Source organism: Kitasatospora paranensis (genome assembly GCF_039544005.1).
GTDB lineage: Bacteria > Actinomycetota > Actinomycetes > Streptomycetales > Streptomycetaceae > Kitasatospora > Kitasatospora paranensis.
The window spans coordinates 5,984,049-6,008,588 of sequence record NZ_BAABKV010000001.1 but is presented as its reverse complement, the minus strand read 5'-3'; the positions used below and the strand labels follow the sequence as shown (position 1 = coordinate 6,008,588).

The following is a 24,540-nucleotide window of genomic DNA, read 5'->3' as shown; positions in this document are numbered from 1 at the left end:
GCTACTCGTCCCGGGCGCCGGCGAGAAAGGCCGCGAGGTCGTCGTCACTGGGGCCGGCCGCACTCTCCTGCTCGGCGCTGACCGCCGCGTACGTCCGATCCAGCCAGTCCCGCACGCGCGGGCGGGAGGCCTCCAGCAGGGCGCTGCCGTGCGGCGAGTCGAGCGCCATGTGCAGGGTGGAGCCGTGGCACGGGCAGTAGGCCGGCCAGAGTTTGATGTCGCCCTGGCCGCTGAGCCCGGCCAGCCCGTCGCGCAGCAGCTCCCGCGAGAACACCCAGTCCGCCTCGTCGAAGCGGCCGAGATGGAAGGTCAGCAGCACCTCGCAGGGCCGCGCGGTGTCGTACCGGAACCGGGTACGCACCTCTCCCACCTGGTCGTCGTCGAGGGCGATCCGCAGCGTCAGCACCTCGTCCACCACCGCCGGGACGGCGGGGCGGCGATCCTTGTCGTCGCCCGTGGGGGTGGCGGCGATCGGATCGGACGGTACGGACAGCGGGTCGCGCGGCATGACGGTCTCTCCGAGGCGGCTGGGGTTCGACCCAGCCTGCGGCACCGCGCGGCGGCGGGCAACGGTTGCAAGGGGTTGCAGTGGCGTGCGGCGGCGCGGATTGGACGGTGCGTCAGATATCCGCCACAGTACGTCATTACGCTTAACACATACGTTGCGTCCCGGGTCTGGCGGAGACCTCGCCCGCCGCTGGTAGCCTCATGGCCCTGTCACTGCGGCCGCGGGCCCATGACGGTACCGGGGAGACGGCATCGCGTGGGGAGGAGGGGAGCCGTGGCGCTCCGCGAGCACACCGGGTCGGCCGGCCAGGCCGTCCGGTACGGGCGGCACAGCCGGCCCGGGCCCTTCGGTGGCCGGTTACGGCTGCCCACCATCAAGTTCTCCGGCGCGGCGATGGCGATGTCGACCGTGGTCGGGATCAGCATCGCCACCACCTGGCTGCTGAACGAGCAGCAGGGCGTCGGCCGCCGCCCCGGCATGTCGAACGTCGGCGCCAGCCCGCCGCTGCCGAGCCCGGACTCCCCCGCGGCCTCCACGGCGGCCGCGCCCGTCCTCGCGGCGCAGAGCGCGGCGCCGCAGACCGCCGGCGACCCGGCCGCACCGACCCGGACGAGCCCGCACGGCACCGCGACCGCCGCCGGGAACCCGCGGCCGGGCACCTCCCGTGCACCGTCCCCGTCGCCCTCGCCGTCCACCGGGCGCGGCGGGACGACCGCCGCACCGGCGGGCCTGGCACCGCCCGGCCCGGCCAAGGGCACCGGCACCCCGCAGCCCGGCCGGCCGCCCAAGCCGTCCGGCGACGCGCTCTCCGGGCAGGCCCGGGTCGAACGGTTCGGGCCGTCCGGGACCAGGCACACGGTGGTGCTGACCGTCCGCCGGCAGCTGACCGCGCTCCAGGTCGAGCTGCGCCTGGAGCGGCCGGAGGCGCTGCCCGGGACCGTCCCGTGGTGCAGCCTGCCGGGCGTGGTGACCACCGTGGCCGTGGAGCACGGCATCCTGGTCTACCGCTGGACGCTCCCTGTCGGAATGGACATCGCCCCCGGCCGGTACGCCTTCGAGGTGCTCGGCAGCAGGCCCGCCGGCGACCGGGCGGGGGCGCCCGAGACCTGGTCGGCGGCGGCCTTCGTCCTGGACGGCCCGCAGGCGGTCGCCGTCCGCGGTATCTTCGGCTGACCTGTCGTCACTGTGCGGACGGACGGCCCAGCCTGACGTTCCAGCGGCCGAGCCGTCCGCTCAGCCGGGTGACCGAGAGCGGCTCCACGTCCAGCCGCCAGAAGGCCGCGCCGGGCACCCCGAGCGCGTGCAGCACGGCTGCCCGGACGACGTCCGGCTCGACCACCGCGGTCACCCGCGGGCCGTCCGCGGGCAGCGCGTCCAGCCAGCCGCCGACCCGGGCGCACAGGTCGAGCACCGACTCGCCGCCGTGCGGGGCCGCCGCCGGGTCGGAGAGCCACCGGGCCAGCTCCCCGCCCTCGGCCGCGGCCACCTCCTCCAGGGTGCGTCCGCGCCAGCGGCCGGTCGCGGCACCGGCCAGCGCGGGCACCGGATCCGCCGCCAGACCGAGCGCCTCGGCGGTCTGCGTGCAGCGCGGGGACGGCGCGGCGACCACCAGCCCACCCGGGTCGACGCGCCCGGCCGCCTCCCGCGCCGGGCGCAGGTCCGGCTCGCCGAGCGGCCGGTCGTCCTCGAACCGGGGCTGCCGCGCGGCCGCGCCGAGCACCGCTGAGACCAATGTCACGCGCACCGTCACCGGCTGCTCCTCCCTCGCCAACTCCCCTGCCGCACAGCCGGATCCGCCCGGCCCCCGGCGCACGCCGCCGGCCGGCGCGGCGCTGTGCTCCCTGCGCACGCCCTTGGCGGGCGACCCGAGTGACGGTACCTTCAGGTCGACATGACGACGGCATGACGGAAGCCCGGTGAGAATCCGGCACGGTCGCGCCACTGTAAGTCCGGCAGTCACCGCCCCAGCGGGGCGCCTGCCGGAAAGTCAGACCCGGGCCGTCGTCCCTGCACCATCTAGCGGGACGCGAGTTCCCGAGGAGGTCCTGCCATGGCTCAGTCCGTCGCCCCTGCCCTCTCCCCGACCAGCACGCCGTCGGTGGCCCCCTTCCCGTGAAGGCCGTCCTGCCGTGGGCCGTCTTCTTCGGCATCCTGATGCTCGCCCTGATCTACTTCGTCGGCGCCGAGCAGGGCGCCACCTCCCTGATCTCCGGCGAGAACGTGCACGAGTGGGTGCACGACGGCCGGCACCTGCTCGGCTTCCCCTGCCACTGATCCGGCGGACACCGTGAACTCCGTCTCCGTCAGATCCCTGCTCGTCCGCGGCATGCTCGCCGGCCTCGCCGCCGGCCTGATCGCCCTGGTCGTCGCCTACCTGCTCGGCGAACCGCGGGTCGACGCGGCCATCGCCTACGAGGACGCCCACACCACCGAGCACGGGATGGAACTGGTCAGCCGTTCCCTGCAGTCCACCGCGGGCCTCGCCACCGGTGTGCTGGTGTACGGCGTGGCGCTCGGCGGCATCGCCGGCCTGGCGTTCTGTTTCGCGCTCGGCCGGGTCGGTCGCTTCACCCCGCGGGCGACCGCCGCCCTGCTCGCCGGCACCGCCCTGGTCGCCGTCTACCTGGTGCCGTTCCTCAAGTACCCGGCCAACCCGCCGTCCGTCGGCGATCCCGAGACCATCGGCAAGCGCACCACGCTGTACTTCCTGATGATGGCGCTCAGCGTGCTGCTGTCCGTCGCCGCGGTGATCCTCGGCAAACGGCTCGCCCCGAGGCTCGGCACCTGGTGGGCCACCGTCGCGGCGGTAGCCGCCTTCGCGGTCGCGGTCGGCCTGGCCTACGCCTTCCTGCCCGCGATCAACGAGGTGCCGGAGGACTTCCCGGCGACGCTGCTCTGGCAGTTCCGGGTCGCCGCGCTCTCCATCCAGCTGACCTTCTGGGCCTCCTTCGGGCTGCTCTTCGGGCATCTGGCCGAGCGTCTGCTGAACCCGGCGCCCGCCCGGCCAGCCGTGGCCGAGCCGGCCGCGGAGGCCGCAGCCGCGCACTGAGGACACGCCGTCCCGCCGATGGGCCGCCCGGTCGAACCGACCGGGCGGCCCATCGGCGTCGGACCGGCCGGTGTCAGGCCCGGTGCGCCACCGCCCGGCGCAGGTCGTCGAGTTCGTCGGCGAGGCAGCGCCGCAGCGCCGGGGCCAGATCGGTGCGGGCCAGGCAGGCCTCGGCCGCCCGGACGGTGTCCGGCTCGGCCGCGCCGGACGGGAACAGCCCGGCACCGAGCGCCTTGGCGACCGCGCCACCGCGCTCCCCCGCCGTCGGGATCTGCGCGAAGTACCGCTGCCGGTAGTCCGCCTGGAGCTCGGGCGAACCCGAGCGCCAGAACCCGTCCGCGGTCGCCGTCAGCAGCTGGTTGGAGAGCGCGTCGGGGGTGAACATCCGCTGCCAGGCCTGCTCCTTGGCCGCCCGCGCGGGCAGCGCCGCCGGGCCCGGGCGGCGCCCTGCTCGCCGGTGTCGCTGGGGTCGGCGGCGAGTTCGGCGGCGATCCGCTCCTCGCCCACCGCGCCCGCGGCGGCGAGCACGGCCAGCCCGGCCCAGCGCAGGTCGTGGTCGAACGGGAGGCCGTCCGGCAGGTCGCGGCCGTCCAGCCAGCCCGCGAGTTCGGCGATCCGCGCCGGGCCCGTGGCGGTCGCCACCGCGCCGCGCAGCGCGGCGATCCGCAGGCTCTCCCCGGCGTCGGGGCGGGCCAGCAACGCCCGGACGGTGTCGCCCAGCAGGCCGAGCGCGGCCGGCCGGTCGGCCGGGGCCAGGTAGCGCCCCACCACGTGGTCGGTGGCGAAGCGCAGCACCGCCTCGACGATGGCGTCCGAGCTCTCGGCCGGCAGGTGGTCGGCCACCAGCCGGAGGTAGCCGGCGGCGGGCAGTTCGGCCGAGCGGACGAGGTCGCGGGCGTGCTCCCAGAGGACGGCGCGGGCGAGCTCGTCCGGGACGGCCGACAGGGAGGCCGCCACCGTCGCCGCGGAGTGCGCGTCCAGCCGGATCAGTGCCCAGGTCAGGTCGTCGTCGTTCGGCAGCAGCAGGGCCGGGCGGGCCGTGCCGGCGAGCTCGGGGAGCGGGGTGCGGCCGCCGGGGGCGACGTCCGCGTCCAGCTTGGCGCGGAGCACCAGCGCCTCGCCGGCCCGGTCGTACACGCCGATCCGCACCCGGTGCGGGCGGCTGCCGTCGTTGACCAGGACGGCGCCGGTGAGGGCGTCGCCGTCGGCGTCGGTCTCGATCCGCAGCACGTCCACGCCGGTGGTGCGCAGCCACGCGTCGGCCCAGGCGGCCACGTCCCGGCCGCCGGCGGCGCCGAGCGCGGCGAGGAAGTCGGCGAGGTCGGCGTTGCCCCAGCGGTGCTCGGCGAAGTACGCGTTGAGTCCGGCGAAGAACGCCTTGTCGCCGAGCCAGTGCACCAGCTGCCGCAGGGCCGAGGCACCCTTGGCGTAGGAGATGCCGTCGAAGTTGCCGAGCGCCTCGGCGACCGAGCCGGTGGCGGTCGCGGCGACCGGGTGGGTGCTGGAGCGCTGGTCGGCGTCGTAGCCCCAGCCCTTGCGGCGGGCGGAGAAGGCCGTCCAGGCGGAGGTGTGCCGGGTGGACTCGGCGGCGATCCGGTAGCCGAGCATCTCGGCGAAGGACTCGTTCAGCCAGACGTCGTCCCACCAGGCCATGGTGACCAGGTCGCCGAACCACATGTGGGCCATCTCGTGGCAGACCACCATCGCCCGCATGGCGCGCTGGGTGTCGGTCGGCGCCGAGCGGAACAGCATCTCGTCGCGGAAGACCACGCAGCCCGGGTTCTCCATCGCACCCCAGTTGAACTCCGGGACGAAGACCTGGTCGTAGCCGCCGAACGGGTAGCGCTCCTCGAACAGGCCGTGCAGCCGGTCGAAGGAGGCCCGGGTGACCTCGAAGAGGTCCGCCGCCTCGCGGTCCAGTTCGGCGGCCAGCGAGCGGCGGGCGTACAGGCCGAGCGGGATGCCGTCGTGCTCGTCGTGCACGGCGTGCAGCGGCCCGCCGACCACCGTCACCAGGTAGCTGGAGATCGGACCGGCCGGGACGATCTCCCAGCGGCCGTCGGCGAGCCGGGAGGCGGCGCCGGTGCCGATCACCGTCCAGTCGTCGGGCGCGGTGACGGTGAAGGCGAACGGGGCCTTCAGGTCGGGCTGGTCGAAGCAGGCGAACACCTTCGGTGCCAGGTCGGGGCCGCACGACCCGTACACGTAGCCGGCGCCGTCGGCCGGGTCGGTGAACCGGTGCAGGCCCTCGGCGGTGTGCGAGTACGCCATGTCGGCCTCGACCAGCAGCTCGTTCTCGGCGGCCAGGCCGGGCAGCGGCAGCCGGTTGCCGTCGAGGGTGGCGAGGTCGAGCGGCCTGCCGTTGAGTTCGGCGCGGAGCAGGGCCACCGGTTCGACGTCCACGAAGGACGCCGCGCCGGGCTCGGTGCAGCCGAACCGGATCACGGTGGTGCTGCGGAAGAGCCGTTCGCCGCGGGTGAGGTCGAGGTCGGCGGTGGAGGAGCGCACGTCGAGCAGGTGGGCACGGACGGTGGCTTCGGTTCGTTGGAGAGCTGGCATTCCCGCATGCTTTCCCAGCCCGGCGGCCCGGACAAGTCCGTTGCGCGGACGGCGCCGCCGACCGCGGGTCACCGGCGGGCGGGCGGCCCGTTGCCCTAGGGTGGGGCGCTGGAACTCGGCACGGCCGAGGCGCGAGGAGGAGCATCGTGACGACGGTCCTGACCCAGGGTGGCAACGCCCCGATCAACGCCGCCCGGGTGACGGTCGAGGTGACCGCCCCCAAGGCTCTCGACGTCTCCGGTCTGCTGCTGACCGAGGCCGGCAAGGTCAGGTCGGACGCCGACTTCGTCTTCTTCAACGCGCCGAACGGCCCCGGGGTCACGCACCGCCCGGCCGCCGCCGGCAGCCCGGACGCGATCACCGTGGACACCGCCGCCGTGCCGGCCGGCATCGACCGGATCGTGGTCACCGCCAGCCTGGACGAGGCCGGCGCGACGTTCGCCGGCACCGAGCCCACCGCGACGGTCCGCGACGCCGGCACCGGCGAGGTGCTGATCACCTTCACCCCGCCGCGCCTCACCCGGGAGACGGCCCTGGTCGTCGTGGAGGTCTACCGCCGCGGCGGCACGTGGAAGGTCCGCGCGGTCGGCCAGGGGTACGACAACGGACTGGCCGGGATCGCGACCGACTTCGGAGTCCGGGTGGAGGAGCCCGCGGCAGCGGCCGCCCCGCCGGTGCCCGCGGCCCCGCCGGTCTCCGCGGCCCCGCCGGTGCCGGCCGCGCCGCCCGCCCCCGCGGCGGCCCCGGCCGCACCGTCGATGACCAAGGTGACCCTCGACAAGGGCCGGGTGAACCTGGTCAAGGGCGGCTCGGTCTCGCTGGAGAAGGGCGGCAAGCCGTTCCTGTCCGCCGTCCGGATGGGCCTCGGCTGGGAGCCGGCCGGGCGCGGCCGCAACGTCGACCTGGACGCCTCGTGCATCGCCTTCGACGCGCAGCGCAAGCGGATCGAGACGGCCTGGTTCATGAAGCTGTCGATCTTCAACGGTGCGATCGCCCACTCCGGCGACAACCTCACCGGCGCCGGCGCGGGCGACGACGAGTCGATCACCGTGCACCTGGAGGGCGTCCCGCCGGAGGTCTGCGGCCTGGTCTTCGTGGTCAACTCCTTCTCCGGCCAGAAGTTCACGGACATCAAGAACGCCTACTGCCGGCTCGTCGACGCCGGCAGCGGCGAGGAGCTCGTCCGCTTCGACCTCACCCACGCCGAGCCGCGGACGGGCGCCGCCATGTGCAAGCTCGTCCGGCAGTACTCCGGCGAGTGGGTGATGACCGCCCTCGGCGAGTACGTCGACGCCAAGACCGCCCGCGGCATGGTCGACGCGGCCGCCGGGATGCTGTAGGCCTTTACCGCGGCTTGACCATCGACTCCCCCGGCGTGCAGTTCCGGTGAACCCCGACTCGATCCGGCAACGCATCTCGCGCTCGGGCCTCCGCTTGGCTACGTTCTGATGCGCCTACAGCCGACGGGGGACCCATGGCGATCGAACTGCCCGGTGAAGTGGAGTCGTTCCTCGGCTTCATCGGGATCAACTGGCCTTCGGTGAACGAGGACAAGGTCCGCGAGTTCGGCTCGCACGTCAAGGAGTTCGCCGAGAACATCGAGGCGGCGCACCGGGAGTCGACGGCGACGATCCATGCGCTGTCCGAGGCGTACCAGGGCGCGTCGTACGAGGCGCTGCTCGCCAAGTGGTCCGAACTGTCGGGCAGTCACATGGACGAGCTGGTGCAGGCGTGCCATGTGGTGGCGAGCGCCCTGGACGTGGCCGCCGGGGTGATCGTGGCGATGAAGCTGGAGGCGATCGCCGAACTGGTCGCGTTGGCGGCGGCGTTCGTGGCGGACCAGGCGGCAGCGGTGGCCACGCTCGGCGCGGCGGAGGCGGCGCTGGTGCTGATCGAGGAGGCGGCGAAGAAGCTCGTCAACTTCCTGGAGCAGCAGTTGGAGCAGTACATCATCGGGCAGGTCGTGGAGGCCGCCGTCGACCCGCTGGTGGAGGTGGTCGGCCGGGCGGTGTCGGGGATGGTGTTCCGGGCGGCGGAGTCGGCGCTGGGCGTGTCCGGTGGCGGGGGCGGGACGGGATTCCGGATCGACCCGGACGCGTTGGAGTCCCATGCGCAGACCATGCACCGGCACGCGGAGACCGTCGCCGGTCACGCGCAGGCGTTCCGGTCCAAGCTCGCCGGGGTGAGCTTCGCATGAGCAACCGGATCGTCCAGGCGCTGGAGCACGGGGCGCAGAAGCTCGGCAGGACGCTCGCCGAGGACGCGGGCAAGGCCGTGCACAAGCTGTACAGGCAGGCCGGCGACAACCTGAGGAAGGTCGCGCACAACACCCGGGAGATCGACGCCGAGCACGCGAAGGACCTGGAGAGGATCCTGCACGGCGAGGGCGGCAAGGGCCTGCCGCACCCGCGCTCCGGCGCTGGCGGCGGCCGTGGCGGCGGTTCGCATCCGCGCGGGCGCGGCCGGGAGCAGGTGCGGAGCCCGCGCACCGAGGGACGGCCGCAGGACACCCGGTGCGGCGGCGGTGAGCCGGTCGACATGGCGACCGGCCGGATGTACATCGACCAGGTCGACGCCGCCCTGCCCGGTTCGCTGCCGCTGGAGTTCACCCGCAGCTTCGACTCCGGCTACCTGGCCGGCCGCTGGATGGGCCCGCGCTGGGTCTGCACCTTCGACGAACGCCTGGAGATCGACGGGCAGGGTGTCGTCCACGTCCGCCCGGACCGGATCACCCAGGCCTACCCGCACCCCGAACCCGGCGACCCGGTGTTCGCCTCCGCCGGCTCCCGCCACGAACTCGACCTCGACCCCGGCACCGGCCGCTACACCGTCACCGACCCGGCCACCGGGCTGGTCAAGGAGTTCACCCCCACCGGCGACGGCGCCGAGGCCCTCCTCACCACCGTCCGCGACCGGCACGGGCGCCACTACACCCTGGCCTACGACCCCGACGGCACCCCCTGTCCATCAGCCACTCCGGCGGCTACACGCTGCTGGTCACCGTCGACGCGGAACGCATCACCGCCCTGCGTCTGGCCAACGCCGCAGACGGCGGCGGCGACGCCATGCTGCTGCGCTACGGCTACACCGACGGCCACCTCACCAGCGTCTACAACTCCTCCGGCAAGCCCATGCGCTTCGCCAACGACGCCACCGGCCGGATGCTGTCCTGGACGGACCGCAACAACTCCCAGTACCGCTACACCTACGACACCCTCGACCGGGTCGTCGACGAGGGCGGCACCGACGGCGCCCTGCGCTTCCACTTCACCTACGGCGACCCCGACCCGGCCACCCGACTGCGCACCCACACCGAGACCAACGCCCTCGGGCACACCACCGCCTACCTGGTCGACGACCACGCCCGGATCACCGCGATCACCGACCCGCTCGGCCACACCACCCACTACGAACGCGACCCCTACGACCGCCTCCTCGCCGAGACCGACCCCCTGGGCCGCACCACCCGCTACCAGTACGACGGCGCCGGCGACCTCGCCAGCATCACCCGCCCCGACGGCGAACGGGCCACGGTCACCTACGCTGCGGGGCTGAGCCTGCCCGAGACCGTCACCGAACCCGGCGGGGCGACCTGGCGCCAGACGTACGACGAGGCCGGACGGCACACCTCGCTCACCGACCCGGCCGGCGCCACCACGTTCTTCGCCTACGACGCCGCGGGCCACCTGGCCGCCGTCACCGACGCGCTCGGCCACACGACGCGGGTGCGCTGCACCCCGGCCGGTCTCCCGGCCGAGGTCACCGACCCGACCGGGGCCGTCACCCGCTACGACCGCGACGCCTTCGGCCGCACCGTCGCCATCACCGACCCGCTCGGCGCCGTCACCCGGCTGAGCTGGACGGTGGAGGGCCGCCCCGCCTCCCGGACCACCCCCGACGGCGCCACCGAGAGCTGGACGTACGACGGCGAGGGCAACTGCCTCACCCGCACCGACCCCGTCGGCCGCACCACCGCCTGGGAGTACACCCACTTCGAGACCCTCGCCGCCCGCACCGGGCCCGACGGCGCCCGCACCACGTTCACCCACGACGCCCACATGCAGCTGGTCGGCGTCACCGACCCGCTCGGCCGGCAGTGGAGCTACCGCTACGACCCGGCAGGGCGGCTGATCGGCGAGAGCGACTTCCAGGGCCGGGCGCTCGCCTACGAGTTCGACGCGGCGGGGCGCATCACGGGGACGGTCGACCCGCTCGGCCGGCGGACGGGCTACCGGCACGACCTGCTGGACCGGCTGACCGCCAAGGACGCCGACGGCAGCCTCACCACCTTCGACTACGACGCGGCGGGCAACCTGGCCAGGGCCGTCGGCCCCGACGCCGAGGTCACCCGCACCCACGACGCGCTCGGCCGGCTGCTCACCGAGACCGTCAACGGACGCACCCTCACCCACCGGCGCGACCCGCTCGGCCGGACGACCCACCGCACCACCCCGGCCGGCCACACCAGCGCCTGGACGTACGACGCGGCCGGCCGCCCCGCGGCGCTGTCCACGGCCGGCGGCGGGGTCGGCTTCGCGCACGACGCCGCGGGCCGCGAGGTGGAGCGCACCTACGCGGACCACCTCACCGTGGCCGAAGTCCGGGACAGCCGCCACCGCCTCACCGGACGGCGGGTCAGTACCCCCGCCGGTGTCCTGCAGCAGCGCGGCTGGACGTACCGCGCCGACGGCCACCTGACCGCGACGGAGGACCTGCTCACCGGTAGCCGCACCTTCGACCTCGACCGGGCCGGCCGGGTCACCGCGGTCACCGCCGCGGACTGGAGCGAGCGCTACGCCTACGACGCGGTCGGCAACGTCACCGACGCCCACTGGCCCGCCACCGGGGCCACCGCGGCCGCCGTCGGGGCCCGCAGCTACGAGGGGACGCAGCTGGTCGGCGCGGGCCGCGTCCGCTACGAGCACGACGCCGCCGGCCGCACCACGCTCCGCCAGGTCACCCGGCTCTCGCGCAAGCCCGACAGCTGGCAGTACACCTGGGACGCCGAGGACCGGCTCACCCACCTCACCACGCCCGACGGCACCCGCTGGCGCTACCGCTACGACCCGTTCGGCCGCAGGATCGCCAAGGAGCGCCTCGGTGCCGACGGTGCGACCGCCACCGAGCGCACCGACTTCACCTGGGACGGCGCCGCGCTCTGCGAGCAGACCGCGCGGGCGCCCTACCTGCCCGGGCCGCACACCCTCAGCTGGGACCACCACGGACTGCACCCGCTCGCGCAGACCGAGACCGTCACCGCCCAGGGCCAGGTGGACCGGCGCTTCTTCGCCATCGTCACCGACCTCGTCGGCACCCCCACCGAACTCGTGGACCCGGCCACCGACACCGTCGCCTGGCGCGCCACCAGCACGCTGTGGGGCCACACCACGTGGCCGGCGGACAGCACGACCTACACCCCGCTGCGCTTCCCCGGCCAGTACTTCGACCCGGAGAGCCGGCTCCACTACAACGTCCACCGCTACTACGACCCGGAGACCGCGCGCTACGTCAGCCCCGACCCGCTGGGCCTGGCCCCGGGCCCAACCCGGACGGCTACGTCCACAACCCGCTCACCTGGACGGACCCGCTCGGCCTCTCCCCGCACGCGAGGGCGGCACTGCCGCCGGCGCTGCGGGAGCCGCCCAACGTGCCCGGCTCGCCGATCACCTCGCGGCTGGCACGGCCGGGCGAGACGTTCAACATGGTGATCTCGCGGGGGCAGCCGGTCTCCCGTCCGGGCGGCTTCGGGACGTTCGAGGACGTGCCCGACCAGGCGTTCGTCCGCAACCGGCTGGCGATCCGCACCGACTGGAAGCCGGACGTGTCGCTGGTGCAGCGCTACGCCGTCCCGACGCACGGCGATCCGATCCGGATCCAGGAGAGCATCATCGGGCCGCAGGACGACCCGGTGCTGGGTCACCTGCCGGGCGGGGCGACCCAGTTGGAGATCATGAACTTCGCCGACCGTGCCAGACTGATCCCGATCGGCGACCCCGTCGAGATCTCGTGACCGGAGCAGGAGGGCGACCCGCCATGGACATCGACTGGGAGCAGGGGCGGCGCACCGTCCGCTGGACGGGCCCGGAGGGCTCCGGGGAGCGGACGTTCGAGCGGCCGCCGGTCTCGGTCGTCGGCTGCGAGGAGCCGCCGGGCGTCCTGGTCGTGGAGGAGCCGGAGGGCAACCCGGCGCGGCCGAGCAACGCCCTCGTCCTCGACCCGGACGGCGGCGAACGGCTGCGCCTGGCGCCGCCGCCGGTGCCGGAGCCCTCGTGGCGGATCGGCTACCACAGCGCCTGGACGGACGCGCAGGGGCAGCTGGTGGCGGTGTACGCCACGCAGGCCGGCGACCTCTGGGGCCGGCCCGACCTGCGCACCGGCGAGCTGCGCGACGTCCGCGAGTGGCGCTGACCGGGGCCCGGACGGTACATGCCGGAGGGGACGAGCACCCACACGCTCGTCCCCTCCGGCCATTCTTGCGGCAGCCGACGATCCGTCAGCCGCGGGTGGCCATCGCCCGCAGGAAGAACGCCAGGTTGGCCGGGCGCTCCGCGAGGCGGCGCATGAAGTAGCCGTACCACTCCTGGCCGTACGGCAGGTAGACGCGCATGGTGTTGCCGGCCTCGGCCAGGCGCAGCTGCTCCTCGGGGCGGATGCCGTACAGCATCTGGTACTCGAAGCTGTCGGTGTCGCGCTTGTTCCACTCGGCGAGCTGGCCGGCGATGCGGATCATGTGCGGGTCGTGCGAGGCGATCATCGGGTAACCCTCGCCCGCCATCAGCACCTTGAGGGCGCGGACGTACGCGAGGTCCACGTCCTTCTTGCCCTGGAAGGCGACCGACTCGGGCTCCTTGTAGGCGCCCTTGCACAGCCGGACGCGGGACCCGGCACCGGAGAGGTCGCGGCAGTCGGCCTCGGTGCGGCGCAGGTACGCCTGGAGGACGACGCCCAGCCACGGGAAGTCGGCGCGCAGCTCGCGGGCGATCTCCAGGGTGGAGTCGGTGGTGGTGTGGTCCTCCATGTCGAGGGTCACCGTGGTGCCGGCGCGGGCCGCGGCCTCGCAGATCCGGCGGGCGTTCTCCAGCGCGATCTTCTCGCCGTCGGCGGGCAGGAACTGGCCGACCGCCGAGAGCTTGACCGACACCTCGGCATCCGCGGCCAGGCCGGTCTCCTTCAGCGCGGTCAGCAGGTGCTCGTACGCCTCCGCGGTGCCGGCCGCCTGGCCGGCGTCCTTGGTGTCCTCGCCGAGGTGGTCCAGGGTGACCTTGCGGCCGGTGGCGACCAGCTCGCCGGTGGCGGTGATGCCCTGGTCGAGGACGTCGCCGGCGACGAAGCGCTTCACGATGGCCTGGGTCGGCGGGAACTTCTCGACGACGGTGCGGACCTGCGGGGAGCGGGACGCGGCGAGGAGGGCGGAACGGAGCATCGGTGACTCCTGGGCTTTCTTCCGGAGTGGTGGAGAGGGTGGCGCGGCGCCCCGGGGGTGGGGGACGCCGCGCCGTGGTGCGACGGGTGGTCAGCCCATGTGCGGGTAGCGGTAGTCCGTCGGCGGGACGAACGTCTCCTTGATGGAGCGGGTCGACGTCCAGCGCATCAGGTTCTGCTTGGCGCCGGCCTTGTCGTTGGTGCCGGAGGCGCGGCCGCCACCGAAGGGCTGCTGGCCGACGACGGCGCCGGTCGGCTTGTCGTTGATGTAGAAGTTGCCGGCGGCGTGCCGCAGGACGCCCATGGCGTGCTGCACGGCCTCGCGGTCCTGGGAGATGATCGAGCCGGTCAGCGCGTACGCGGCGACGCCCTCCATCTGGGCCAGCATCGTGTCGTAGTCCTCGTCGGCGTAGACGTGGACGGCGAGGATCGGGCCGAAGTACTCGTCGCGGAAGTACTCGCTCGCCGGGTCCTCGCAGACCAGCACGGTCGGGCGGACGAAGTAGCCGACCGAGTCGTCGTAGCTGCCGCCGGCCAGGATCTCGACCGTCGGGTCGGCCTTGGCACGGTCGATGGCGGCCTTGTTCTTGGCGAAGGACCGGTCGTCGATGACGGCGCCCATGAAGTTCGACAGGTCGCTGACGTCGCCCATGGTGAGCCACTCGACCTCGTCGCGGAAGTCGTCCTTGATCTGCGCCCAGAGCGAGGCCGGGACGTAGGCCCGCGACAGGGCGGAGCACTTCTGGCCCTGGAACTCGAAGGCGCCGCGGGTCATCGCGGTCTTCAGCACGGCCTTGTCGGCGGACGGGTGGGCGACCAGGAAGTCCTTGCCGCCGGTCTCGCCGACGATCCGCGGGTAGGTGCGGTAGCCGGCGATGTTGGTGCCGACCTCGCGCCACAGGTGCTGGAAGGTGGCGGTCGAGCCGGTGAAGTGGATGCCGGCCAGGGCGGGGTGCTTGAGGGCGACCTCGGAGACGGCCAGGCCGTCGCCGGTGACCATGTTGATGACGCCCTTGGGCAGGCCGGCGGCCTCCAGCAGCTGCATCAGGTAGTGCGCGGCGAACTGCTGGGTGGGGGACGGCTTCCAGATGACCACGTTGCCCATCAGCGCGGGCGCGGTCGGCAGGTTGCCGGCGATCGCGGTGAAGTTGAACGGGGTGATCGCGTAGACGAAGCCCTCCAGCGGGCGGTGGTCGCTGCGGTTCCACACGCCGTCGGAGGAGATCGGCTGCTCGGAGATGATCTGCCGGGCGAAGTGCACGTTGAAGCGCAGGAAGTCGACCAGCTCGCAGGGCGTGTCGATCTCGGCCTGCTGGGCGGTCTTGGACTGGCCCAGCATGGTGGCGGCGGCCAGCGTCTCGCGCCAGGGGCCGGCCAGCAGGTCCGCGGCGCGCAGGAAGATCGCGGCCCGGGAGTCGAAGGAGAGCGCCTGCCAGGCCGGCGCGGCGGCCAGGGCAGTCTCGATGGCGTCGCGCGCGTCGTCCTGGGTCGCGTTGCGCAGCGTGCCGAGCCGAGCCGCGTGGTTGTGCGGCTGGACGACGTGGATCTCGGAGCCGCCGCCGAGGCGGTGCTCCCCGTTGATCGTCATGGTCAGCTGGATCGGCTCCTGGCCGCCCAGCTCCTTCAGCTTCGCCTCCAGGCGGGCCCGTTCGGGGCTGCCGGGGGCGTAGCTGTGGACCGGCTCGTTCACCGGCGCGGGGACCTGGGTCACAGCATCCATGGCGCGCGCTCTCCTTCTCGTCATGGTCGTGCCGGCGAGGGTCGCACGCCGGCCATGAGCGAACGCTATGCCGCCGGACCCGGCCACCAGATTGGCCGGGCGGCCAATGTCCTCCGTTCGGCGTTGTCCGATCGGATGAACGGGCGCCCCGGGCCCCGTCGGGCGGGGTGGCACGGTCAGCCGGTGACGGGCTCCGCCCAGTCGATCCGGTGGCCGTGCACCGGGCCGAACATCTTCTCCGGCCGCAGGAAGGTCCGCAGGGCGACGGGGGCCAGCAGCCGCATCGCGGCCCGGGCGACGGGCCCGGCGGCCTTCTCGTTGTTGGTCCGCTCCGCCTGGGCGACGATCTTCTCCACCCGGGCGCGGCGCAGCCCCTCGTAGGCGGCGAAGGCGGCCGCCGGGTCGGGCAGGTCGCGCAGGCAGCGGGCGAGCTGCACGGCGCTCTCGGCGGCCAGCGACGCGCCCTGACCGGAGCTGGGCGACGGCGCGTGCGCGGAGTCGCCGACCAGGACCAGCCGGCCGCGGTGCCACTGCGGCACCCTGGGCAGGATGTGCATCGAGCCGACGCTCACCAGGGTGTCGGGCCGGGCCGCGGCGAGGACGGCCTCGGCGGGGGCGTCCCCGGCGTGCTGCTCGCGCAGCCGGCTCAGCCAGTCGGCGGCCGGGGTCCCGCGGGTCTCGGCGGCGGTGGTCGTCCCGCGGTGCGGCAGGTTGCTGAACCAGGCGGTGCCGCCGTCCGGCAGCGCCCACCAGCCGAAGAAGGCGCGCCGCCCGTTGGCGAAGTGCATCGCGTCGTGGGCGGCCCCGGCCGGCACGTGGTCGCTGAAGCCGCCGAAGCCCAGCAGCCCGACGTCGGCGGGGCCGGGGGCGGCCGGGTCGACGAGCGTGCGGACGGCGGAACGGACGCCGTCGGCGCCGATCAGCACGTCGCCGTCGGCGGTGGAGCCGTCGGCGAAGACGGCGGTGACGCCGTCCGGCCGCTCCTGCGCACCGACCAGCCGCCGGCCGTACGTCACCGGTATGCCCCGCTCGCGCAGCCGCCGCTGCAGCACCGCGTACAGGTCGGAGCGCTGCAGCACCAGGCCGGGCGGCAGCCCGGGCACACCGCCGAAGGCGGCGAGCGGGCGTCCCCGCGGGTCGTCGATCACCATCTGCCGGATCGGCTGGCCGATGGCCTGCACCTCCTGGTCGAGGCCGACGGCGCGCAGGGCGTCCAGCCCGTTGGGGGCGAGCATGAACACCCCGCCGACGCCGTCCGCGGCAGTGGCGTAGGCCTCGTGGATGCTCGCCTCGATCCCGGCCCGGTGCAGGGCGAGGGCGGTCACCGGGCCGGCGATGCCACCGCCGACGACCAGGGCTTTCCGTACGGGGGTCATGTCAGACTCCTCACGTCCGATTGTCGAAGAACTCCTGCCGGGCCCGGACGGACTCCGGCTGCCTCAGTGACGCGACGAGGCCGGTGACGAAGGCCAGTTCGGCCTCCAGTACGCCGCGCCGGTACTCCTCCTCGATCAGGAAGATCCACGGGACGCCCTGCTCGCCGGCCGTCCGCACGGTGGTGCGGATCTCCTCGACCTGCGCGGTCAGCGCGGTGTGGCGCTGCTCCAGCAGGTCGGCGGCCTCGGTCGGCGGGAGCACGGCCAGCAGCGACAGCGCGACCCCGAACATCGGGTACTCGTGCTGCGGTTCGGCGACCAGTTCGCGCATCCAGTCGTGGAGTTCGCCCCGGCCGTCGTCGGTGAGCGCGTAGACGGTGCGCTCGGGGCGCCGGTTGTCGCGGACGGTCTCCTGCTCGGCGACGAACCCGGCCTTCCGCAGCTGCTCCACGACCATGTAGAGCGAGCTCCGGGTGTACCGGATGTCGCGGTCCTTCCCGTGCTCCTTGAGCCGCCGCCCCATCTCGTACGGGTGCATCGACTCGGCCGTGAGCTCGGCCAGGACCGCCAGTGCGAGGGGGTTGGCCACCTTGCGCCGCTTCGCCACGATGTCCTCTTCCTTAGTCAGTATCGACTATCCGATGTCGAATAGTCAGTGTCAACCATTTGTGCGGGGCGGGCCCGAATCCTGTCCGCCCGGCTAAAATCCTCCGTACCGCATTGTCCGAGCGGATGAAGGAGACCCGATGACGACCCCCGGGCTCCCGTTGCGGCAGCTGCTGATGTCCCTCGGCGAACCGCTGGTCGAGCTGCAGACCGCCCCGGCCGGGCTGGACGTCCCCGTCCGGGACGTCGCCATCCTCGACCCCGAGGACACCCCCACCGCCGGGCCCGGCGAGCTCGTGCTGGCGATCGGCGCCCGCGGCCGGGCCGCACTGCCCGCGCTGCGCGCGGCCGGCCGGGCCAAGGCGGCCGCCGTGGCCGTCAAGCTCGACTCCCCGGGCAGGCCGACGCCCTGCGCGAGGCGGCCGCCGAGGCCGGCGTCGCCCTGCTCTCGGTGCGCCGCGAGACCCGCTGGGAGCACCTGGACGCCCTCGCCCGGGCCCTGATCGCCGGCCCGACCGCCCCCGAGGCCGCCGAGCAGGGCGCCGGCGACCTCTTCTCGCTGGCCCAGACCGTCGCCGTGCTCACCCACGGCATCGTCTCCGTCGAGGACACCTCCAGCCGGGTGCTCGCCTACTCGCGTTCCTCCGACTCCGACGAGGTCGACGACCTGCGCCGGCTCTCCATCCTCGGCTGGCAGGGCCCCGAGCCGTACCTCTCCAAACTCCGCGAGTGGGGTGTCTTCCAGCACCTGCGCACCTCGGACGCGGTGATCGAGATCGCCGAGCACCCCGAGCTCGGCATCCGCCGCCGACTGGCGATCGGCATCCGGGCGGGCGCCCAGCCGCTGGGCACGATCTGGGTCCAGGAGGGCGCCCAGCCGCTGGCCGATCAGGCCGAGCAGGCACTGGTCGGCGCCGCCCGGGTCGCCGCCGGACAGCTCGTCCGGCGGCGCCGCGAACTGTCGGCGGACGTCCGGCTCACCCAGACCCTGGTCACCGGCCTGCTGGAGGGCTCGACCGGCCCGCAGTCCCTGGCCACCCACCTCGGCCTCGGCCTGCGCCGCCCAGCCCTGGTGCTGGCGTACGCGGCCGACGCCCCCTCCGAGGGCTCCGACCTGGAACTCACCCGGGCCGAGGTGACCGGCCTGATCTCGGTGCACACCGCGGCCCGGCACCGCTCCGCCCTGCTCGCGCCGATCGAGTCACGGGTCTACGTGCTGCTCCCCGAACTGCCGCCCGACCTGCCGACAGCCACCCTGCGCGGCTGGGCGCAGGAGGTGGTGGCCGCCGCCCGCGAGCACCTCGGGGTACGGCTGCGGGCGGCGATCGGGCCCGTGGTGGAGTCGCTCGCCCGGGTCCCCGACTCCCGCGCGCAGGCCGACCGGATCCTGGACGCGATGGGCCGCGGCCGGGTCGCGCCCCAGGTCGCCGCGCTGCTCGACGTGCAGGCCGAGGTGCTGGTCAGCGAGGTCCTGGCGCTGCTCCAGGAGCACGCCGAGCTGCGCGACCCGCGGCTGACCGCGCTGGCCGAGTACGACCGCCGGCACGGCACCCGGCTGGCCGAGTCGGTCCTGGCCTGGCTGGACGCGCTGGGGGAGGTCAGGGTGGCCGCCGACGCCCTGCACATCCACCCCAACACCCTGCGCTACCGGGTGCGCCGGGCCGAGCAGGTGACCGGGATCGACCTCGCCCAGCCGCAGCAGCGGCTGCTGGCGATGCTGCAACTGCGGCTGCCCGCCGAGGACACCTGACAGGGCGTGACCTGACGGGGAGTCGACGGCGGGCAGCGGGGCCGAGCGGCGTCAGTGCCGGCGCAGGCGGTGCCACGGGCCGGTGACGGCCAGCATGATGCCCGGCTCCTGGATGTTGGCGAACAGTGTCTCCCCGTCGGCCGAGAAGGTGACGCCGGTGAACTCGCTGTACTCCGGCGCCTGCGCGGTGCCGAGGTTCAGCTCGTTCCGGGCGATCGGGAAGGTGCGGCCGTCGTCGGTCGTGCCGAACAGGTGCTGCACGCCGCTGCCGTCCTCGGCGATCACCAGGCCGCCGTGCGGGGAGACGGTGATGTTGTCCGGGCCGTCGAAGTTGCCGCCGTCCGCCCAGACGTCCTTGTTGACGCCGAGCAGCACCTTCAGGGTGAGGGTGCGGCGGGCCGGGCTGTAGAACCAGACCTGGCCGTCGTGCTGGACGGGGCTCTCCTCGCGGGCGTAGCTCGCCACGAAGTAGACGCCCTCGTCACCCCACCACATGCCCTCCAGCTTGCGCGAGCGGGTGATCTCGCCGTCCTTGAACTGCTTGCGGACGGAGACCGTCCTCGCGTCGCGGTCCGGCACCCGGACCCAGTCGACCCCGTAGGTGGTCCCGGGCCGGGTGGCGCGGGAGAGGTCGTCGACCAGCTTGCCGTGCGAGTCGAAGACCTTGAACGCCTCCAGCACGCCGGCGTCGTCGGCCAGGGTGCGCAGCCGGCCCCTGCCGTGCCGGAACCCCGCCGGCGGGGTCCACCGGTAGAGCAGGCCGTTGGGGCCGGCCGCGTCCTCGGTGAGCAGCACGTGACCGCGGTGCGGGTCCACCACCGCCGCCTCGTGCGGATAGCGGCCGAAGGCCTTCACCGGCTGCGGGTCGCGGTTGGCGTCCTGGTCGTACGGGTCGACCTCGAAGATGTAGTCGTGGTCCTTGGTCATGCCGTTCTGGCCGGCCCGGTCCTCGGTCTCCTCGCCGGACAGCCAGGTGCCCCACGGGGTCGCGCCGCCGGCGCAGTTGGTGGAGGTGCCCGCGATGCCGACCCACTCCCGGACGTGCCGGCCGCGGTCGCGGACCTCGACGACGGTGCAGCCGCCGGCCGCGGCCGGGTCGTAGACGTGGCCGGCCAGCAGCGGCACCGGGTACGGCCAGGCGCTCCGGGCGCCCTTGAGCTCGTGGTTGTTGACCAGCAGGGTCGCGCCGTGGCGGCCCGGGAAGGCGGCCGTGCCGTCGTGGTTGCTGGGCGTCGACTCGCCGGTGACCAGAGTGGTCCGACCGGTGTGGGTGATGATCCGGTAGGAGAAGCCCTTCGGCAGCGCGAGGATCCCCTTCGGGTCGGCGAGCAGCGGCCCGTAGCCGAGCGCGGCGTGCGCACCCCGCTCCGCGGGGGCCTCGCCGCCGGCCGGGGCGGCGATCGCCCCGGGGGCGGTGGCCAGCACCTCGGCGCTGCCGGCGATGAGCACACCGGCCCCGAGCAGGCTCGAACGGTTGACGAAGTCCCGGCGGGACAGTGCCATGGCGGTCACTCCAGAGGTCGGACGGCAGGGCGGTGCGCAGCAGACTGGGCTGCCGCGGTGAACCCGGCGTGAATCCGGCCCTGCACCCGCGTGACCCTTTGCCGTCCTTGTACCCAACCATGACCTCGGCTTTACCTTCCGGCGCACAGGCCGGACCGCCTCCGGTGCCGGCCGGTCAGTGCTGGGTGCGCTCGACGCGCCACTGCTCCCAGGCCGTCAGCCAGGCCTCCTCGGTGCCGGACGGCAGCTCCGGCGCGCCACCGGACCACAGCCGCTCCCAGGCGCGCTGCGCGGGCAGGCTCGGGACCTCGCTGGCGAACGCGGTGTACCGGACGACCTCCTCGACCGCGGCAGCGCCCTCCGGCGTGCCGACCAGCCAGTCGGTGTTCTGCGCCAGCCGGGTCAGGTGGTTGACCATGGTGGAGATGGCGTCGGTGGCCTCCTCGCGGCTCTCGGAGGCGAGCCGCATCTGCTGGCGCACGGCGGCCTCCCAGCGCTCGGCGCCCGCCTCGCCGCGCAGCCGCCGGGGCATCCGCGCGGTGCGGCGGGACCGCAGTTGGGCCTCCATCGCGAGGGACTCCGCGACGGTGTGCTCGACCACCGCGCGGTGCGCCTCCAGGCCGGTGGCCTGCGGCAGCGCGCGGTCCTCCACCGGGACGTCCCGGGCCCGCTGACGGAGCGCCAGGCGGCGCAGCAGCTCGGTGCGGCCGACCACGAACCGTTCGAAGTCCTCCACCCGGCGCAGCTCGATGCCGCCCGGCGGGACGCCGCGGCCGGTGACCGTCACGGTGACGCCGTCGACCCGCAGCCGGCCGGCCCAGACCGGGGCGCCGCCCTCGGCGCCGTCCAGCGCCGCGCGGGTGTCCTCGTGGATCTGCACGGCGCGCGGCTCGCCCTCGACGGTGATCCACTCGCGCAGCGCCCGGACCCGGCCGGGGCCGTCGCCCTCGTCGACGTCGAGGTGCTCGTAGACCCGGTCGCGCTCGTCCTCGACCACGTCCTCCAGCTCGGGCAGCGGCTGGGCGTGCTCGGCACCGGGCCGGTAGGTGCGCACCGTGACGTACGGACCGTCCAGCGAGCTCCAGTCGCCGGAGCGGAGTTCGACCCAGCCGAGCCGGCCGTTGAAGACCTCGTACTCGGCGAGGGCGTCACGGTCGGTGCCCCCGGCGGAGTCGGCGCGGGCGGCCGTGGCGGCGCCGTCGGCCGTGGTGCCGGGGGCACCGGGGGCGCGCCCTCGCCGTCGCGCGCCGGTCGGAGGGGCAGTGTGCCCGAGTCCGCGCCGTACACGGGGAAGTCCGCATCGGACATCACCCGCCGGTTGTGCTCCTCGTGGTCGGCGTAGAAGTCCTCGGGCTCCTGGGGCCTGCTCGCGCCCTACCTCTTCATGCTCTGCCGCCCCCGGGTACTCGGCCTCACCGTTCGGTGCGCGGACGGCACCGGGCCATGCCCCGGCCGCGCCGCCACGCGTCCGGCCCAACGATACGGCCCGGGCACCTGCCGGGGCATCAGCTTCGCCCGGACGGTGCCGGACCGGACGGCCCGGCCGCGTCCCGGGGCGGATGTCGGCGGCCGTGCCTACCCTGACGGCATGACTTCGACCACCGGCTTCCCGGCCCGCATCAGCATCGTCACGCTCGGCGTCAGCGACCTGCCGCGCGCCGCGGCCTTCTACGAGGCCCTCGGCTGGCAGCGGTCGGCGGCCTCCAGCCCGGAGATCGTCTGGTTCCGCACGGCGGACTCGGTGCTCGGACTGTTCCCCGCCGAGGAGCTCGCGGCCGACGCCGGGGTGCCGGCCGGCGGCGAGCCGTCCTTCCGCGGAGTGACGCTCGCGGTGAACCTCGAATCCCCCGAACGGGTGGACGCCGCCCTCAGGACGGCGGTCGACGCCGGCGCCGCCGTGGTCAAGCCCCCGGCGGCCACCTCCTGGGGCGGCTACTCCGGGTACTTCGAGGACCCGGACGGCCACCTCTGGGAGCTGGCCCACAACCCGTTCTTCCCGTTCACCGCCGACGGCAGCCTCGACCTGCCGTAGGGGCCCGTCCGGCCGGCCGCGGGGCCCGCCGGGCAGGCCCCCACGGCGGGTCAGCCCTCCTGGCTCCGGCGGGACTTCGCCTTGAAGGAGGCCTTCCGGGCCTCCTTGGCCACCTGCCGGTCCAGGTGCAGCTCGCCGACGGTGTCCAGCATCTGCGCGGTGTACGGGTGGGGGACGCGCCAGACCTCGCCGAAGAAGCTCGCCGGGTTGTCCGTCACCGGCAGGCCCGCCACGAGCTCGCGCAGCTGCCCCGCCTCGCCCCGGCTGGCCAGCAGCACCGCCGCGAAGGCGTCCACGGTGTGCCACAGGGCCACCTCGCGCTCGGCCGCCGCGACCTCGCCGCCGTGGCTGCGCAGCACCTCACGGGCCAGCCCGCCGAGGTCCGGGTCGTCCACCACCTCGGCGAACGCCGCGTCGCCGTCCGGACCGAGCGAGATCAGCGCCGCCGCACAGTACATCCGGCGCACCGGGCTGTACGCGTCCCGGCCGCGGGCGGCCTCCAGCAGCTCGCGCGCGGCCTCGGCGGGCTGCCGGACGGCGAGCCAGACCGCGATCTCGCGGTCGGGCAGCAGGTTGGCCGACTCGGCGAGCGCGTTCAGCAGGGCCTCCGCGCCGCCCTCGGCCAGCTCGCCCACCAGCGGCGCGTCGTAGCCGTCCGCCAGCAGCCACTCGCGGACCCCGTACTGGCCCAGCGGGGTGAGCCGGACGAGGCCGAACCGGGCCGCGTCCTCGTCGCTGAGCTGGTCCTCGCGGGGCTCCGCCGCGGCCGGGGCGGCCGCCTCGTCCTCCTCCTCGAAGAGGTCGGGGTCGATCGGCCGGTGCTCGACCAGGCCGAGCTCGGCCAGGTCGGCCAGCATCGGGTCGAGCGCCACCATCACGTCGGTGATCTCGCCGAGCATCTCCTCGTCGGGCTCCTCGCCGTCCGGGACGACCAGCAGCGCCGCGAGGACGCCGAGCGGCACCGTCTCCTCGCCGGGCTCCGCGAAGGCGGTGTACTCGTACAGCACCTGCATCGCCTCGTCGAGCAGCTCGGCCGCGGCCTCGCTGGCCTCCTCGACCGCGGCCAGCCCGTCCTCGTCCGCCTCCTGCGGCTCCTCGGCGCCCGCCTCCCCGGCCTCGCCCTCGACCTCCAGCGAGTCCGCCTCCACGGCGAGCTCCCGCACGATGCCGGCGGCGGTCAGCCACAGGTCGAGGACGGCGTCCGGGTCACCGGACTCGACGTCCTCCAGCTCCTCGGCGGGCACCGCGACGTGCTCGCCGGCCGCGGTGGTGCCGAGCGTGACCAGGTCCAGGTCGCACGCCAGCGACCAGGCGCGCAACATCTCCACCAGGGCGTCCTCGGGCATCGGGCCGTCCTCGGGGGCGAGCTCCAGGAGGCGGGCGGCCGGGCCGCGGTCCGCCTCCACCAGGTCGCCGAACTCGTCCACCACCCGGTGCGGGGCGGACCAGCGGGCCAGCGTCAGCGCGTGCGCGATCAGCGGGACGGCCAGCGCGGCGGCGGCCAGCTCCTCCTGAGGCGGCAGCGCGATCGGCGGCACGAGGACGGCGGTGTCGTCGAAGTCCTCGTCGTCCCCGTCGCTGCCCTGGGCCCCGTACAGCTCGGCCAGGTCGTAGTCGGCCGGCAGCCGGCTCCCGCCGGGGGCCGAACCCTCGCCCGGCTGCGACGAGTGGTCAGGGGTGTTGCGGCGTCGTCCGGCCATCGTTGGCGATCTCCCGTGGTGGCTGTGGTGCGGCCAGCGGCCGGCGCGTACCGGCCCATCCACTCAGCGTATCGGGGTCCGTGCCCCCTGTGCGCACCCGTCGGGCGCGCGCCGCGCCCCGCGCCGACCACGTATCCTTCCTCGGGCGACGCGCACACCCCGCGCGAGCCCGGGCGACGACGCCCACCCCTCGGCACAGCACACCTCGCGCCACCCGGACTCCGCAACCACGGCCGCCACCCCTGGCCCGGCCGGCCCCGGTGGTGCCCGGCCAACAGGAGACCCCTGCCATGGCGGACCTCTCCCCCGCCGGCC

19 protein-coding genes, 3 pseudogenes and 1 riboswitch are annotated in these 24,540 nt (G+C 74.4%); of the genes and pseudogenes, 12 read left to right on the top strand and 10 right to left on the bottom strand.

Annotation, left to right across the window (positions count from 1 at the left end; all coding sequences use genetic code 11):
• Nucleotide 1 precedes the first annotated feature (1 nt).
• The gene (locus ABEB13_RS28560) at nucleotides 2-508 is read right to left on the bottom strand and encodes an SsgA family sporulation/cell division regulator (protein ID WP_345707736.1); all 507 of its coding nucleotides are present in this window, start codon (nucleotides 506-508) and stop codon (nucleotides 2-4) included.
• 273 nt (nucleotides 509-781) lie between these two features.
• Between ABEB13_RS28560 and ABEB13_RS28555 the strand changes: the two genes are divergently transcribed.
• A complete protein-coding gene (locus ABEB13_RS28555) occupies nucleotides 782-1,681 on the top strand; it encodes a hypothetical protein (protein ID WP_345707735.1) in 900 nt (299 codons plus the stop codon).
• A gap of 7 nt (nucleotides 1,682-1,688) precedes the next feature.
• On the opposite strand, the gene ABEB13_RS28550 is transcribed toward ABEB13_RS28555, so the two are convergent.
• Nucleotides 1,689-2,246: a histidine phosphatase family protein gene (locus ABEB13_RS28550; RefSeq protein ID WP_345707734.1), complete on the bottom strand. Its 558-nt coding sequence runs from the start codon at nucleotides 2,244-2,246 to the stop codon at nucleotides 1,689-1,691.
• A gap of 118 nt (nucleotides 2,247-2,364) precedes the next feature.
• Nucleotides 2,365-2,525: riboswitch (cobalamin riboswitch) on the top strand.
• A 33-nt stretch (nucleotides 2,526-2,558) separates the two neighbouring features.
• On the opposite strand from ABEB13_RS28550, the pseudogene ABEB13_RS28545 reads away from it, so the two are divergent.
• Nucleotides 2,559-2,782 (top strand): annotated as a pseudogene (locus ABEB13_RS28545) (CbtB domain-containing protein).
• A 13-nt stretch (nucleotides 2,783-2,795) separates the two neighbouring features.
• Nucleotides 2,796-3,557, top strand: a complete 762-nt coding sequence (locus ABEB13_RS28540; protein ID WP_345707733.1) for a CbtA family protein — start codon at nucleotides 2,796-2,798, stop codon at nucleotides 3,555-3,557.
• Between the two features lie 73 nt (nucleotides 3,558-3,630).
• On the opposite strand, the pseudogene pepN reads toward ABEB13_RS28540, so the two are convergent.
• Nucleotides 3,631-6,116 (bottom strand): annotated as a pseudogene (pepN, locus tag ABEB13_RS28535) (aminopeptidase N).
• A gap of 158 nt (nucleotides 6,117-6,274) precedes the next feature.
• On the opposite strand from pepN, the gene ABEB13_RS28530 reads away from it, so the two are divergent.
• The 6 genes and pseudogenes from ABEB13_RS28530 (at nucleotide 6,275) to ABEB13_RS28505 (ending at nucleotide 12,524) form a co-directional block, all read left to right on the top strand.
• A complete protein-coding gene (locus ABEB13_RS28530; RefSeq protein ID WP_345709857.1) occupies nucleotides 6,275-7,456 on the top strand; it encodes a TerD family protein in 1,182 nt (393 codons plus the stop codon).
• A 134-nt stretch (nucleotides 7,457-7,590) separates the two neighbouring features.
• On the top strand, nucleotides 7,591-8,313 hold the full coding sequence (locus ABEB13_RS28525) for a WXG100-like domain-containing protein (RefSeq protein ID WP_345707732.1): 723 nt from the start codon (nucleotides 7,591-7,593) through the stop codon (nucleotides 8,311-8,313).
• Nucleotides 8,310-9,671, top strand: a complete 1,362-nt coding sequence (locus ABEB13_RS40785) for a DUF6531 domain-containing protein (RefSeq protein WP_425559920.1) — start codon at nucleotides 8,310-8,312, stop codon at nucleotides 9,669-9,671. The genes ABEB13_RS28525 and ABEB13_RS40785 overlap by 4 nt, the downstream gene beginning before the upstream one ends.
• 353 nt (nucleotides 9,672-10,024) lie before the next feature.
• Nucleotides 10,025-11,718, top strand: a pseudogene (locus tag ABEB13_RS40780) (RHS repeat-associated core domain-containing protein); the annotation flags it as partial.
• Nucleotides 11,719-11,817: 99 nt separating this feature from the next.
• The gene (locus tag ABEB13_RS28510) at nucleotides 11,818-12,126 is read left to right on the top strand and encodes a hypothetical protein (RefSeq protein WP_345707730.1); all 309 of its coding nucleotides are present in this window, start codon (nucleotides 11,818-11,820) and stop codon (nucleotides 12,124-12,126) included.
• A gap of 23 nt (nucleotides 12,127-12,149) precedes the next feature.
• Nucleotides 12,150-12,524 (top strand): hypothetical protein, encoded by a 375-nt coding sequence (locus tag ABEB13_RS28505; protein ID WP_345707729.1) that lies wholly within the window; start codon nucleotides 12,150-12,152, stop codon nucleotides 12,522-12,524.
• A gap of 85 nt (nucleotides 12,525-12,609) precedes the next feature.
• Here the strand turns inward: ABEB13_RS28505 and ABEB13_RS28500 are convergent, their stop codons facing one another.
• The 4 genes from ABEB13_RS28500 to ABEB13_RS28485 form a co-directional block, all read right to left on the bottom strand.
• Entirely contained in the window at nucleotides 12,610-13,539 is a 930-nt protein-coding gene (locus ABEB13_RS28500; RefSeq protein ID WP_100888137.1) for a proline dehydrogenase family protein, read from the bottom strand.
• A 90-nt stretch (nucleotides 13,540-13,629) separates the two neighbouring features.
• Entirely contained in the window at nucleotides 13,630-15,258 is a 1,629-nt protein-coding gene (gene pruA, locus ABEB13_RS28495; protein WP_345707728.1) for an L-glutamate gamma-semialdehyde dehydrogenase, read from the bottom strand.
• A 176-nt stretch (nucleotides 15,259-15,434) separates the two neighbouring features.
• Nucleotides 15,435-16,634 carry an FAD-dependent oxidoreductase gene (locus ABEB13_RS28490; RefSeq protein WP_345707727.1) on the bottom strand — a complete coding sequence of 400 codons (1,200 nt, stop codon included), beginning with the start codon at nucleotides 16,632-16,634 and terminating at the stop codon, nucleotides 15,435-15,437.
• A 10-nt stretch (nucleotides 16,635-16,644) separates the two neighbouring features.
• Nucleotides 16,645-17,241, bottom strand: coding sequence for a PadR family transcriptional regulator (locus ABEB13_RS28485; RefSeq protein ID WP_345707726.1), 597 nt, complete (start codon nucleotides 17,239-17,241; stop codon nucleotides 16,645-16,647).
• Nucleotides 17,242-17,380: 139 nt separating this feature from the next.
• Here ABEB13_RS28485 and ABEB13_RS28480 point away from each other — a divergent pair, with 139 nt between their 5' ends.
• Both ABEB13_RS28480 and ABEB13_RS28475 read left to right on the top strand, forming a co-directional pair.
• Nucleotides 17,381-17,743, top strand: a complete 363-nt coding sequence (locus ABEB13_RS28480) for a hypothetical protein (protein ID WP_345707725.1) — start codon at nucleotides 17,381-17,383, stop codon at nucleotides 17,741-17,743.
• The gene (locus ABEB13_RS28475) at nucleotides 17,692-18,990 is read left to right on the top strand and encodes a PucR family transcriptional regulator (RefSeq protein WP_345707724.1); all 1,299 of its coding nucleotides are present in this window, start codon (nucleotides 17,692-17,694) and stop codon (nucleotides 18,988-18,990) included. The genes ABEB13_RS28480 and ABEB13_RS28475 overlap by 52 nt, the downstream gene beginning before the upstream one ends.
• 51 nt (nucleotides 18,991-19,041) lie before the next feature.
• Here the strand turns inward: ABEB13_RS28475 and ABEB13_RS28470 are convergent, their stop codons facing one another.
• Together ABEB13_RS28470 and ABEB13_RS28465 are read right to left on the bottom strand one after the other, a co-directional pair.
• A complete protein-coding gene (locus ABEB13_RS28470) occupies nucleotides 19,042-20,493 on the bottom strand; it encodes an alkaline phosphatase PhoX (RefSeq protein WP_345707723.1) in 1,452 nt (483 codons plus the stop codon).
• A 175-nt stretch (nucleotides 20,494-20,668) separates the two neighbouring features.
• Nucleotides 20,669-21,547: a hypothetical protein gene (locus ABEB13_RS28465; RefSeq protein ID WP_345707722.1), complete on the bottom strand. Its 879-nt coding sequence runs from the start codon at nucleotides 21,545-21,547 to the stop codon at nucleotides 20,669-20,671.
• A gap of 534 nt (nucleotides 21,548-22,081) precedes the next feature.
• Between ABEB13_RS28465 and ABEB13_RS28460 the strand changes: the two genes are divergently transcribed.
• Complete coding sequence (locus ABEB13_RS28460) at nucleotides 22,082-22,525, top strand: VOC family protein (RefSeq protein ID WP_100888144.1); 444 nt, start codon at nucleotides 22,082-22,084, stop codon at nucleotides 22,523-22,525.
• A gap of 50 nt (nucleotides 22,526-22,575) precedes the next feature.
• Here ABEB13_RS28460 and ABEB13_RS28455 read toward each other — a convergent pair whose 3' ends face one another.
• On the bottom strand, nucleotides 22,576-24,225 hold the full coding sequence (locus tag ABEB13_RS28455; RefSeq protein ID WP_345707721.1) for a hypothetical protein: 1,650 nt from the start codon (nucleotides 24,223-24,225) through the stop codon (nucleotides 22,576-22,578).
• Nucleotides 24,226-24,540 lie beyond the last annotated feature (315 nt).

What these genes read in the sequence shown, in the direction of transcription:
- ABEB13_RS28560 (WP_345707736.1), bottom strand. Translation starts at nt 508, where the DNA reads ATGCCGCGCGACCCGCTGTCCGTACCGTCCGATCCGATCGCCGCCACC.
- ABEB13_RS28525 (WP_345707732.1), top strand. Translation starts at nt 7,591, where the DNA reads ATGGCGATCGAACTGCCCGGTGAAGTGGAGTCGTTCCTCGGCTTCATC.
- ABEB13_RS40785 (WP_425559920.1), top strand. Translation starts at nt 8,310, where the DNA reads ATGAGCAACCGGATCGTCCAGGCGCTGGAGCACGGGGCGCAGAAGCTC.
- ABEB13_RS28510 (WP_345707730.1), top strand. Translation starts at nt 11,818, where the DNA reads ATGGTGATCTCGCGGGGGCAGCCGGTCTCCCGTCCGGGCGGCTTCGGG.
- ABEB13_RS28505 (WP_345707729.1), top strand. Translation starts at nt 12,150, where the DNA reads ATGGACATCGACTGGGAGCAGGGGCGGCGCACCGTCCGCTGGACGGGC.
- ABEB13_RS28500 (WP_100888137.1), bottom strand. Translation starts at nt 13,539, where the DNA reads ATGCTCCGTTCCGCCCTCCTCGCCGCGTCCCGCTCCCCGCAGGTCCGC.
- pruA (WP_345707728.1), bottom strand. Translation starts at nt 15,258, where the DNA reads ATGGATGCTGTGACCCAGGTCCCCGCGCCGGTGAACGAGCCGGTCCAC.
- ABEB13_RS28490 (WP_345707727.1), bottom strand. Translation starts at nt 16,634, where the DNA reads ATGACCCCCGTACGGAAAGCCCTGGTCGTCGGCGGTGGCATCGCCGGC.
- ABEB13_RS28480 (WP_345707725.1), top strand. Translation starts at nt 17,381, where the DNA reads ATGACGACCCCCGGGCTCCCGTTGCGGCAGCTGCTGATGTCCCTCGGC.
- ABEB13_RS28470 (WP_345707723.1), bottom strand. Translation starts at nt 20,493, where the DNA reads ATGGCACTGTCCCGCCGGGACTTCGTCAACCGTTCGAGCCTGCTCGGG.
- ABEB13_RS28460 (WP_100888144.1), top strand. Translation starts at nt 22,082, where the DNA reads ATGACTTCGACCACCGGCTTCCCGGCCCGCATCAGCATCGTCACGCTC.
- ABEB13_RS28455 (WP_345707721.1), bottom strand. Translation starts at nt 24,225, where the DNA reads ATGGCCGGACGACGCCGCAACACCCCTGACCACTCGTCGCAGCCGGGC.